Origin of the sequence: Atopobium deltae (assembly GCF_001552785.1) — a bacterium.
GTDB classification, from domain to species: domain Bacteria; phylum Actinomycetota; class Coriobacteriia; order Coriobacteriales; family Atopobiaceae; genus Atopobium; species Atopobium deltae.
Genome location: NZ_KQ959517.1, coordinates 2,808 through 12,316, shown reverse-complemented (window position 1 = coordinate 12,316; position 9,509 = coordinate 2,808). Strand labels below are relative to the sequence as shown.

The window sequence follows — 9,509 nt, the reverse complement described above, 5'->3', positions numbered from 1 at the left end:
TGTTGTGTATGAATTTGTGCTCGACTATTTCGCACGTCTGAATGTCTATAAGCTCGCTCAAACCGTGCGTGCCTTGAGTGCCGTATAAAATCGAGTACGCATACTCAACAAGCGCTTTATCTTGCTTCAATAGCTCGAGCTTCTTTTCTTCAAGCTGCATGCGCATGTCCGTTGGCAACAGTGCGTCTGTGATATGACCTGTCTTTATGCGTTGCTCGTAAGATTGTGCATGCGGTAGTTCGCGAGTTTTTGCTTGCTCCAGCGCAAGCTCAATGTGGGCGGCTTCTTGTGCCGCTTGTCCTGCTGCGATGAAAAGATCTTTAGCACTTGTGTATGCCCCACTACAAACCATATCGGTACCAATAGATACTTTTGCCAAGATATCCTCCCGCAACAGAACAAGCAAGAACACGTGTTCTATTATACATAAAAAAGTAAAGCAGCACGCTTTCACATGCTGCTTTACCTGTGGTGCTTGTGCTTTTGTGTTAACCGATCATGCCATTGCGCTGCTCTTTGTCTTTACGGATCAGCTCACGGATGTAAGCGGCTCTCTTAGGCTGTGCGCATAACCACTCGTACAGATCCATGTCAGCAGGATAAAACGTCACCACTGTTTGCTTTGTGCTGCGCTTTTTGTAATTAGCGCGTGCTTTTTTTGTGCCTCTGATGTCATGTTCTTTCCTCCAATAGTGGTCAATTTACGTTCACATTATATACATGTTAATGCTGTTTTTATCCTTCTTTGATTTTCGACCCACGTGTCAATAATTGCGCGCTCGTCAAACATTAGTACACAATCGCCGTTCTTTCCACGTATATCCCATACTACCGACTTTTCTATCGTTTTTATTGTGACATCATCGAACGGATAGCCACCCGCAAGAATATGTATAATCGCTCCATAATATTCACCGTCTAGGCTCGAGATAACACGAATGCTGTCGAGCTCGAAAAAGCCGTTTTCTTTCACCTCTTGAATTGCCTTTTTAAGACATTTCATGCTTTCGCCTTCAAACATCGCGCGAACGATAACATCAATCAGTTTGCCAACTTCATCTCTTACGTTGTCCATAATATCCCTCTCTCGCTTTGTGTAATCAAATCTGAGGGCGTGGTATGGCTCAAAACGATACATTAATCATTTACGCAACACCAACGCCTTAAAACGGCTTAGAATCGCTCACATGTCTTGTTTGTAAGCTTCAATCAACTTGTTCACGTATGCTTGCGCCTTCTCGATGTCTTGTGCATAGTTCTGTTTGGCTTCGCATCGCCACAAGTACTTGATTGCATTGCCGCGTAAATATCCCATGAACTGCTGTTTTGTCATGCATGCTTGCATAGCGTCCCAGCATTCAATGTTGCCGCGCGTATAATGCTCTGGATGGTTTATTTCGTCCATGGTTACTCCTGATCCTTTACAGCTCCTGCAGCGCTTCGATTGCTTGCTTTGCAACCGAGATGTCTCTTTGCAACGCGCTCAGCATGTCTTTTTGCAACGCGCTCAGTATCTCTTTTTGCTCGCTTGCGTCTTTGGTCTGTTGCAGAACTTCTGCTTCAATCTCCATCCTGATAAGCTTCCTTTTTATCAGCTCAAATCCACGACCAAACACAGACGGCGTGTCGGCCTTTTCTCGTGCTTGGTCAATCAAGCGTCTTACGTAGTCGGTGCGGTTTGATTTGGTCTTCAAGAATCGGAATTGCTCGGGCGTGAGTTTGAGTGTCATTGCGTAGGGTTTTGGGAACATTTTTCCTCCTTTTGTGATTTTGAGTTTTCGACAAGTTTTCGACAAGGTTTTGTGAACGATAAAAACGAGCGTGCGAATAGTCGTTCTCAATTGAAACTTAAATTTATTAATTAATTGATTAGTTAATTAATTGGTTGTTCAAACGACGCTGTGAACATCGTTCCGAACGTCGTTAACAACATCGTTCCGAACGTCGTTCAAACTCGCCTTACTCGGTGCTTTTCTTGGCTTTCTTTCTGCGCGCTTCTGCTGACGCTCTCCCTGCCGCTGAGTACCTTTCTTTTGCTTCAGTGTAATCTTGAAGTCCTTGCAGTACGAGCGGCGAATACAATTGCCCCTCTTCTACGTTTAAGCTCCTTGTATGCTTCAGTATCTCGATGAACTCTTTTGTTTCATTAATGTCCATCTCAAGAATGCTGGCAAGGTCTTGCCAATCCTCTTCAAGCTGCACAGGGAGTTTGGCTGTCGGCTCTCGTAGCATCATGCATAAAAGCTTTATGTACAGCCTAAACCCCCTGTCACCGAAACGCCGCTGAATAGCTCGCGTGGCTCTCGTGTCGTAAAATGTAGCATCAACGGGAAAGAACGCTCCGCCTATCCTTGTTGCCACCGTCTCTCCTTAAAATGGAATGTCGTCATCGTCGTATGTTGCTTGCTGCAAACGCTGCGGTGTTGACGCCTTAAACGTGCCCGTTGTCTGCTGCTTATTTGTGCCGCCCATCAGGTCGATGTTGTCGACGATAATCTCAATCTTTGAATGCTTGGATCCGTCTTTTTCCCAGCTTGACCACCGCAAGCGTCCATCAATTGCAACCTTGGTACCTTTGTGCAGGTAAGGCGCGATTCCGTCTGCACGCTTGCCGAAAATCACGCAATCGATGTAATTGGCGTAATCTTCCCACTGGTCTGCTTTCTTCACGCGCTCGTTTACTGCAACGCCTAAACGCATGATGCTCATGCCTGTTGAAGATGCTTTTAATTCAGGGTCGCGGGTCAAGTTTCCCGTGATAGTTGCGCGGTTCACACTCATGGCTTCTCCTTAAAAAACGATGTCTTCATCGGCGTACTCGACGCCTTCGATCTGGTAGTTAATCTCTTGCTGCTCTGGTTGTTGTTCTTGTTGTTGCTCCTTTTCTGCTTGCTTCTTCTCGATGTACTCACGCATCTGTGAAGCAACCTTAAGCGCCATCAGCTCGTCGGGGTGCTCGTGCATGCTTTTGATACCAAGGGCGCCAGCAAGCTCTTGTTGTACTTCTTCTTGCGTACGCCCACGAGCCGCGACGTATGCCTTAAATAGGTTGCGTACGGGCTGCATTGGGTCGGCTGTGCTTTCTGCGGTTGCTGTGACGGGTTTAGACGCTTTTTTAGACGCTGCTTTTTTCTTTTTGGGTGTTTGCTCGACGGTGACGTTTTGCGCCTGAATTGGGGCTTGCTGTTGCGTATGAGTGGGTATGTCGTACATTTCATCGGGCGTATATGCAACGCCGTACAACGCTTCAGAACACGCTTCACGAGCGCATGCCGTAATCGCACGCCACGTAAGCATCGTCAACGGCTGCTTTTTGTAATTTTCGCGACTGGTTAAACCCATTTGACGCGCCCATTGAGCATCTCGAGTGACTGATATCGGGTAGTCGGGATCATCTGCTCTCACAATGGTGCAGGTAACTGATAGCGCTTGTTCATCTTTTTCAATGCGCAACTTGTGCCCTGCAGCTCTGACCTGTGCCGCAACAAGCTCGGCTGACATGGTCGGTTTTCCTTGAATGACGTTTATGCGATACAAACTTTCTGCAGGCGATAGGCCCATCGATGCTCCGAACTGTGCAGCGACCAGGATATTTGCGGGTTTGTCTTTGTAATCTCGTGGAACGATGTCGGCTTTTGCGAGCACCTCGGACGCTTTCATCTGGTCTGAAAAGCTCATCGGCGCAAGGGCTAAAGATTGTGTCATTACATGCTCCTTAAAACGTAGTTTTTACCGTTGGATTGCTGGAGTTTGAAGCGGCTGATGCCGATTGCTTTGCGCGCGTCTTGAAGTGCGATTGCCTGTTCTGCGTTGCAATATCCGCAAAAGACGTACTGCGGGACGGGCGGGTTTTTTACGACTTGCGCCACGGCGGGCGGCTCTTCATCGTCTTCTTCTGGCTTGTTGAGGATTGTTGGCTCAATGGGTGCGGACTGTCCTGTTTGGCGCTCGTATTCTTCGGGCGTCATGGTTGGTGTGGTATCAATAGCTTTTCTTTGCGCTTCAAGTGCTGCCACGCGCTTTTGCTGCTCTTTTCGCTCAGTGTGCCTTCGCATTGCATCACCTAAGCTTAAGCAGCTAAAGTAGTCGGCTTTAAGCGCTTTTGTGTCGTGGGCGTCGAGCTGCATTGCATCGATTGCCTTTTCGTCTGAGGCAATCTGGCTGACGTGCGCCTCAATGCTTTCTACGATTGTTTGTTCTTGCGTGGTGATGTTTTCCCACTTCTCGGCGGCGGAGTAGGTATCACGAAGCCTTGAAAATGGAACAAGCTCGACAAGCGCGGGCGCGAGCTCTTCGTATTGCTGCTGTACATACGCGAGTTTTCTTTGATAGCTTTCGCGTTCCCACGCATCGATTTCTGCTTTATATCCTGCGTCAATGCTGGTCAAAGGCTCGAGCACGTCTTTCACGCGGGCTTCAAAGTCTTTCACTGCTTGCTTGATTGCAGCTGTTTTCTCCTTGCGTGCGTCTTCAATTTCTGCGATTGCTTTGCGTGCTGATGTGCGCTCGCGTTTTGCCTGCTTGTACTCGCTTTGCTTTGTGATTGCGTGCGGTGCGTATTGGCTGCATATTTTTTGCACTTTATTCATTTTGTCATCTAACCATTTATCCATTTCGGATTGCTTCAAAAGTTCGGTTTCAATGACGGTGGCTGTAGCTTCGATTGTATCCATGGCTTCTCCTAGTAATAAACGACAATTGTTGTTGCTTCTGGCATATCTCGGGTGCGCGGTACTTTTGTAACGTTGAGCTTTACAACTTGCGCATCATCTGCGTAAGCATGTGCTGTAAGCGCGTCTAGCACGAGCTTCGCAACATTGTCAATGTCTGGCTTGAATGTGTCTGACTCGCTTGCTATCTTCCTCGGGCGCGATGCTGGCAAGGGACGTGTTGTTGTGATGTCAACGCAAACGGGCGTGTGTGCTGGCGCGGGTTTGAAGTGCTGTGCGGCTGCTGTTTCGTTGAACGCCGCTCTGATCGCACGCTTGGCACGTACATTTGTTGCGGGGTCGTAGGCTCTTCCTTGACCAAAACGCGGGCGGGCTTGTCCTTGAACGAACGGGACGCTAAATATTACTTGCATGGCTCAAGCTCCTTTATAATGAGAAGACTTCGCTTCTTCATTTGGTCTCCTTAGGGGTGTATGCATGTTTAGAAAACGCAAGCTTTTTAATGTATGTAGGGATTATTTGGCTGCCATTGCTTCGCTTACTTCAAGTGGCGTACTTTCTGCCGTCAGCGCTTGGTACATCACTTTTATTAAAGGCGTGCAAGACTGCGCGCTTGAACACTTGTTGGCACTTTGCGGTTTGAGTGCTGCGGCAAGCGGGCTTCTGGTTTATTCCGTGCTCGCTTTTCTGCGTAAGCGCGAAGAACGAGCACCTTTTAACAAGGCTGCCCAGTTCATCAAAGCGGCGCGTCCTAAAACATGCTTTTGTTTTTACTTGATTGCGTCAAAGGACTGTGCGTATTTGCACGATGATTGTGACTTCGCGTCTGATCTAGATGCGCTGTTTAATCTCGGCTTGATTGAGCGCTCAGAAAAAGTAAAGCGTGGGTACAAGGTCTATCAAAAGACGCTTCTTGGAGCACGTGTATTTGAGGATCAAAAACGCCTCCTGTTTGAGAATTACAAGATCTGGGCAAGCATCTTAGATTCATACACCGACATGGACGACCCCTCCATAAACTCGATGCTTTAAATAAATCTCATCTGCTTGTTTGATTGTGCGAATCTCGCCAAATTCGGGGTTGGCGAAAAATTGTATAGTATTGTTCATAGGGTTTTCCTTTTTGTATATGAGGTGTGCATGGATATTCAAAATGTCGTGGCTTACGTCACTTGCTTTGCAGCTGTTGCGTCGATCTTCGTTACTCTGTACGTCTTTTATCAGCAAGCCCGCGCGGATATTCTGGTTTATACAGAACATGACCTTGATAACTCGACTGTTTCGGTTATCGTTGAAAATCACGGAGGGTCTGCTGCTTACGATGTAAAATGCAGCATTGAAAACATCGATAGGATGTTCGTGGTTGATGCGTGCAAACAAAACAAAGACCGAGGCATATTCAACCCTCACGGCGTGGCGTTGCTTGCACCGGGGGCGAAACGTACGGCGATGGTTACAGTGGGGCTTGTGCCGATTAAAACAATCCGCGAACTTTCAAGCACAAGCTTTTATGTCAACGTTTCGTACACCGAGCGCAACATCTTTAGATTCATGAGAAGACGAAAATTTGTGCAGCGCATTGAATTCGCGTCATTGAACGCTTTATACGTCGATTCGCTATTAAGCACCATGTCCAAAAATCATGAGAAAATTGCCAAACAGCTCGCTAAGATAAGCGATGCACTATCTGTTAGCGATCATCACTAGCATAAGCAATGCGTTACCCACAACCACGAAAAGCGACAAGTCTCTTATCAGCTTGGTCGCATTTATCCATTCTGGTGGGTACCAGCCGTTAACACTTAAAACGCCCACAACCCCAATAACGGCGCAAGTACAAGCTAGCAGTACCCAGATGCAAAAGAAAACACGTTTTTTACTGTTCATTGTGTGCTCCTATTTTTTGTTGCGATTGTTCAAAAGTGCGTAACCGACCAGAACGCCGAAAATAAATGCGCCTGATATAATTTGAAGTTGAATGTAAAGAATAATTCCCTGTTCTGGTGTCATATGCGTCTCCTTGAGGTGAAAATGAGCGTTAATCGAGCGAGCGGAAACGCCCGATTTTTATGACGACGATGTTTTTAATAAGCTCCAAACTCTTGCAGCGCATCAAACGGCGTTTTTGCCTTGAGCTTGTGAGGCGTGTCATAATACCGCCAAAAAACAAAGTCCCCAAAGTAGCGCATAGAACAAAAAACCTTGTACAATGAAAAGAGCTGCATCCTTGATAGGTGTAGCGCTTTTCTTTTCGAGCGGGTGCGTGTACTTTGGACGGTAGCAGCGCCCGCTCTTGTATGCGCTTTCAAATGTGCGCTGTCTAAGTGGTAATGGTGTATAACACATGTTCTCTCCTTTCTAAGGTGGTCATACGTCTTGGGCTGTCGCAAGAATAAAAGCGTTGCGCCAACGTGAAGAAAAAGAAAAGCGGCGGACATTTAGAAATAACCTGATTTGCGTTTTTATTGGCTGGTTTTTAGCGTCTTTGCCGCGCATTATTGACTGGCTTGTCGCGATGCTTAATGTTTAACCAGTCTTAAAAGCACATCACCAATATACGGCGCTGCACCTATCATAAGGCCTAATAAAATTGGGAGGCCGTACCAAAATGCATATTCTTTGAGTTGCTTCCAGATCTCCTCCTTACGCGTCATCTTCCTCAACTCCTGCGAATTGTTTTAGTGAATGTGAATTGATGCGCCACCCGCGCCCGATTTTTATGGCCTTGATGCGCTTGTTTTTGCAAAGGCGGTATATGTAAAGTACATTTACCTGCAAGTATTCGGCTGCTTGCTCGGCGGTGATAATGTCAGGCATAGCATCTCCTTTCTTCGATTGACTTGTACGCTTTACCAAGCTTTCTTTTTGTGGCTAGCGTTTGACGTCTGAAGATATCGTCTTTGCATTGAGTATTTCTGCGCTCGTAGTCGATTGCGTAGATGATGTTTTTAATCTCGAACGGCTCGAGCTCAACTACCGCCTTTGCGGGTGTATTCATTCTTTGTCTCCCTTGTCCTTGAGCAGCTGCTGTGCTTTTGTAAGCTTTTCTGTGGCTCCTTTAAGCGATCCTTCTTGGCTGATAACCATGTCTCGGACGCTGTTTATCGCTACTCTTTGCCACTCTTTAAGCGGCTTTTCGCTTGTAAATGCGATTTGCGCCAAAGTTGCCTTAATATACGAGCTTAAAGACCTCATCTCGTCCATGTATGACGCTGTGGCCTGCACAATCTTTCGCGCTTCAACACGATGCGCCTCGCGTACGACTTGGCCCTCGGTCTCGGGGTTATACATTGTCGCCTTCCTCCTTGTATAGGTCGCCAATTTTGCAGCCTAGAACCTGTGCTACTTGCTCGAGCGTCTCTAGGTTTGCCCTTTTGATGCCGTCGTCTTTTGACATCCGCCAAACCTTCACCTTGCCGAACCCCGTGCGCCTTTCTAGTTCTCTTTTAGTCATGTGTGCCATGGCAAGGCGCACGTTGAGGTTTGATTTCATTTGAGCCTCCTTTACTCAAGATATTGTGTTGCATTTGTTTTATGCATACCATATACTGTTATTGTTTTGTTTTATCGAACATGTGTTTCACGATTGGAGTTATTATGGGCCGTAACTATGATTTGCTTAACAAAAGCGATATGAGAAGATTCGCACGCGACCTCGAAAAAGACATCAAGGCCGCGGCTAAAAAATCTTTAATAAGCAACGGTCTTAACGTTGATTGTCCTTTCTGTAAAAATGCTTTTCGCATGGTAAGCGGTGAGAATGTGTGCCCTGCATGCGGGAATACAGCTACTGTTTCGTTTGACTGGTCGAAAATGTAACCTCGCCAAAGCCCTCTTTTAGCTCGCTGATAGCACGCTCGAGAGCGTGAAGCTCTTTGAGCGTCGATGCTATGCGTTCGGTGAGAATCTCGAGGTTTGCCGAATGTAGCTCTATCTTGCAGATGAGCTCCTTATTGGTTTCTATCATTACTCCTCCTTGCCAAAGATAGCGTCCATCAGACGTGCTTCTGGTGAATCTCGGAGGCTTTTTTGCGCCCACATATGCGCTTCCTGTAGGCGGCACAGTGCATTATTTTTTTCATGCCCTTTATAAAGTAGATTTGTTGCGTCTGCGCATAGTTGATAGGCAATAAAAATCGCTTTACGTTTTTCGTCTATTGCACCGTTTTTTACCGCATCAAGTAAGTCATCTTCATTTTTGAACCATTCGTATTTTTTGGACGTGTTTTCTTTTGCTGTTACTTTTTCCTTGCTCATTACTCATCTTCTCCTTCAACTTCTCCCGCCAGTACTTTGATGTATGCTTGAGCGTTTTCGAGCTGGTCTTGTTGGCTGTCAAGCATTGCCCTGAGTGCGCGCAGCACTGCTTGGTGAAAATCACTGACGCCTATCGGCTCATCATGGGATGCAAACAATTTCATGCATGAATTAAGGCAGTAATTTAGCGCGGTGGCTTGGTCTAAAAATGCCTCAATTGACTTAGCTGTCTCGCGGGTCTTTTCGGCTTCGGTTAGCATTCGTCCTCACCTACGCTTACGCCTGTAATTTGCTTGAAAATTTGTGCGTCAAAGTTGGGTAAGCGCTTAACCTGTTTTTGGTCGTCTTTCTTCAAGCTGTCCCAGTAGCCTTGGCGATCATTCTCATCGTGATCAAATATGCTACGGACTACTCCATAAGCTTTTGAGCTATATAGCTCGTGGTATGTAAGGTTTGAGGGCTTGTTAAAGATTTCAACCGTCTGCTTGCCTGTACACAAAAAACCTGTGTTGAAGCCGCCTGTGTTGAAGTCGCCTACGTTGTAGTTGCCTGTGTTGAAGTCGCCTGTGTTGAAGTCGCCTG

General features: G+C 46.6%; 18 protein-coding genes. 2 read left to right on the top strand and 16 right to left on the bottom strand.

The genetic code is table 11. The features are described from left to right. From HMPREF3192_RS06540 to HMPREF3192_RS07160, 9 genes are all read right to left on the bottom strand, one after another. A partial coding sequence (locus HMPREF3192_RS06540) for a hypothetical protein (protein WP_156422904.1) occupies positions 1 to 379 on the bottom strand: 379 nt, incomplete at its 3' end. A 333-nt stretch (positions 380 to 712) separates the two neighbouring features. Next, entirely contained in the window at positions 713 to 1,075 is a 363-nt protein-coding gene (locus tag HMPREF3192_RS06530) for a hypothetical protein (protein WP_156422903.1), read from the bottom strand. Between the two features lie 108 nt (positions 1,076 to 1,183). Further along, entirely contained in the window at positions 1,184 to 1,405 is a 222-nt protein-coding gene (locus HMPREF3192_RS06525; RefSeq protein ID WP_066306730.1) for a DUF3310 domain-containing protein, read from the bottom strand. Positions 1,406 to 1,421: 16 nt separating this feature from the next. After that, complete coding sequence (locus tag HMPREF3192_RS06520) at positions 1,422 to 1,751, bottom strand: hypothetical protein (protein WP_066306725.1); 330 nt, start codon at positions 1,749 to 1,751, stop codon at positions 1,422 to 1,424. A 208-nt stretch (positions 1,752 to 1,959) separates the two neighbouring features. Beyond that, the gene (locus tag HMPREF3192_RS06515) at positions 1,960 to 2,361 is read right to left on the bottom strand and encodes a Lin1244/Lin1753 domain-containing protein (RefSeq protein ID WP_066306723.1); all 402 of its coding nucleotides are present in this window, start codon (positions 2,359 to 2,361) and stop codon (positions 1,960 to 1,962) included. A 9-nt stretch (positions 2,362 to 2,370) separates the two neighbouring features. Next, positions 2,371 to 2,781, bottom strand: coding sequence for a single-stranded DNA-binding protein (locus HMPREF3192_RS06510; protein WP_066306721.1), 411 nt, complete (start codon positions 2,779 to 2,781; stop codon positions 2,371 to 2,373). Between the two features lie 9 nt (positions 2,782 to 2,790). After that, a complete protein-coding gene (locus tag HMPREF3192_RS06505) occupies positions 2,791 to 3,705 on the bottom strand; it encodes a hypothetical protein (protein WP_066306718.1) in 915 nt (304 codons plus the stop codon). After that, on the bottom strand, positions 3,705 to 4,673 hold the full coding sequence (locus HMPREF3192_RS06500; protein WP_066306715.1) for a DUF1351 domain-containing protein: 969 nt from the start codon (positions 4,671 to 4,673) through the stop codon (positions 3,705 to 3,707). The genes HMPREF3192_RS06505 and HMPREF3192_RS06500 overlap by 1 nt, the downstream gene beginning before the upstream one ends. Before the next feature lie 8 nt (positions 4,674 to 4,681). Further along, a complete protein-coding gene (locus HMPREF3192_RS07160; protein WP_066306713.1) occupies positions 4,682 to 5,083 on the bottom strand; it encodes a RusA family crossover junction endodeoxyribonuclease in 402 nt (133 codons plus the stop codon). Positions 5,084 to 5,147: 64 nt separating this feature from the next. Between HMPREF3192_RS07160 and HMPREF3192_RS06490 the strand changes: the two genes are divergently transcribed. After that, positions 5,148 to 5,702: a hypothetical protein gene (locus HMPREF3192_RS06490; protein ID WP_066306706.1), complete on the top strand. Its 555-nt coding sequence runs from the start codon at positions 5,148 to 5,150 to the stop codon at positions 5,700 to 5,702. 108 nt (positions 5,703 to 5,810) lie between these two features. Further along, the gene (locus HMPREF3192_RS06485; protein WP_066306704.1) at positions 5,811 to 6,377 is read left to right on the top strand and encodes a hypothetical protein; all 567 of its coding nucleotides are present in this window, start codon (positions 5,811 to 5,813) and stop codon (positions 6,375 to 6,377) included. Positions 6,378 to 7,313: 936 nt separating this feature from the next. On the opposite strand, the gene HMPREF3192_RS06680 is transcribed toward HMPREF3192_RS06485, so the two are convergent. From HMPREF3192_RS06680 to HMPREF3192_RS06970, 7 genes are all read right to left on the bottom strand, one after another. Then, positions 7,314 to 7,487, bottom strand: a complete 174-nt coding sequence (locus HMPREF3192_RS06680; RefSeq protein WP_082715708.1) for a helix-turn-helix domain-containing protein — start codon at positions 7,485 to 7,487, stop codon at positions 7,314 to 7,316. Between the two features lie 177 nt (positions 7,488 to 7,664). Continuing rightward, a complete protein-coding gene (locus tag HMPREF3192_RS06475; protein WP_066306699.1) occupies positions 7,665 to 7,961 on the bottom strand; it encodes a hypothetical protein in 297 nt (98 codons plus the stop codon). Beyond that, positions 7,954 to 8,163 (bottom strand): helix-turn-helix domain-containing protein, encoded by a 210-nt coding sequence (locus HMPREF3192_RS06470; RefSeq protein ID WP_066306697.1) that lies wholly within the window; start codon positions 8,161 to 8,163, stop codon positions 7,954 to 7,956. Before HMPREF3192_RS06470 ends, HMPREF3192_RS06475 begins: the two co-directional genes overlap by 8 nt. Before the next feature lie 294 nt (positions 8,164 to 8,457). After that, positions 8,458 to 8,637, bottom strand: coding sequence for a hypothetical protein (locus tag HMPREF3192_RS06465; RefSeq protein ID WP_066306694.1), 180 nt, complete (start codon positions 8,635 to 8,637; stop codon positions 8,458 to 8,460). Continuing rightward, complete coding sequence (locus HMPREF3192_RS06460) at positions 8,637 to 8,927, bottom strand: hypothetical protein (RefSeq protein WP_066306692.1); 291 nt, start codon at positions 8,925 to 8,927, stop codon at positions 8,637 to 8,639. Before HMPREF3192_RS06460 ends, HMPREF3192_RS06465 begins: the two co-directional genes overlap by 1 nt. Continuing rightward, positions 8,927 to 9,187, bottom strand: coding sequence for a hypothetical protein (locus tag HMPREF3192_RS06455; RefSeq protein WP_066306689.1), 261 nt, complete (start codon positions 9,185 to 9,187; stop codon positions 8,927 to 8,929). The genes HMPREF3192_RS06460 and HMPREF3192_RS06455 overlap by 1 nt, the downstream gene beginning before the upstream one ends. Continuing rightward, positions 9,181 to 9,509: pentapeptide repeat-containing protein (locus tag HMPREF3192_RS06970; RefSeq protein ID WP_197414587.1), on the bottom strand; the 329-nt coding region annotated here is incomplete at its 5' end. The genes HMPREF3192_RS06455 and HMPREF3192_RS06970, both read right to left, overlap by 7 nt.

Excerpts from the sequence above, each read along its gene's own strand:
- HMPREF3192_RS06505 (WP_066306718.1), bottom strand. The coding sequence starts at position 3,705 with ATGACACAATCTTTAGCCCTTGCGCCGATGAGCTTTTCAGACCAGATG.
- HMPREF3192_RS06525 (WP_066306730.1), bottom strand. The coding sequence starts at position 1,405 with ATGGACGAAATAAACCATCCAGAGCATTATACGCGCGGCAACATTGAA.
- HMPREF3192_RS06490 (WP_066306706.1), top strand. The coding sequence starts at position 5,148 with ATGTTTAGAAAACGCAAGCTTTTTAATGTATGTAGGGATTATTTGGCT.
- HMPREF3192_RS06520 (WP_066306725.1), bottom strand. The coding sequence starts at position 1,751 with ATGTTCCCAAAACCCTACGCAATGACACTCAAACTCACGCCCGAGCAA.
- HMPREF3192_RS07160 (WP_066306713.1), bottom strand. The coding sequence starts at position 5,083 with ATGCAAGTAATATTTAGCGTCCCGTTCGTTCAAGGACAAGCCCGCCCG.
- HMPREF3192_RS06475 (WP_066306699.1), bottom strand. The coding sequence starts at position 7,961 with ATGTATAACCCCGAGACCGAGGGCCAAGTCGTACGCGAGGCGCATCGT.
- HMPREF3192_RS06460 (WP_066306692.1), bottom strand. The coding sequence starts at position 8,927 with ATGAGCAAGGAAAAAGTAACAGCAAAAGAAAACACGTCCAAAAAATAC.
- HMPREF3192_RS06465 (WP_066306694.1), bottom strand. The coding sequence starts at position 8,637 with ATGATAGAAACCAATAAGGAGCTCATCTGCAAGATAGAGCTACATTCG.
- HMPREF3192_RS06530 (WP_156422903.1), bottom strand. The coding sequence starts at position 1,075 with ATGGACAACGTAAGAGATGAAGTTGGCAAACTGATTGATGTTATCGTT.
- HMPREF3192_RS06455 (WP_066306689.1), bottom strand. The coding sequence starts at position 9,187 with ATGCTAACCGAAGCCGAAAAGACCCGCGAGACAGCTAAGTCAATTGAG.
- HMPREF3192_RS06500 (WP_066306715.1), bottom strand. The coding sequence starts at position 4,673 with ATGGATACAATCGAAGCTACAGCCACCGTCATTGAAACCGAACTTTTG.
- HMPREF3192_RS06470 (WP_066306697.1), bottom strand. The coding sequence starts at position 8,163 with ATGAAATCAAACCTCAACGTGCGCCTTGCCATGGCACACATGACTAAA.
- HMPREF3192_RS06485 (WP_066306704.1), top strand. The coding sequence starts at position 5,811 with ATGGATATTCAAAATGTCGTGGCTTACGTCACTTGCTTTGCAGCTGTT.
- HMPREF3192_RS06680 (WP_082715708.1), bottom strand. The coding sequence starts at position 7,487 with ATGCCTGACATTATCACCGCCGAGCAAGCAGCCGAATACTTGCAGGTA.
- HMPREF3192_RS06510 (WP_066306721.1), bottom strand. The coding sequence starts at position 2,781 with ATGAGTGTGAACCGCGCAACTATCACGGGAAACTTGACCCGCGACCCT.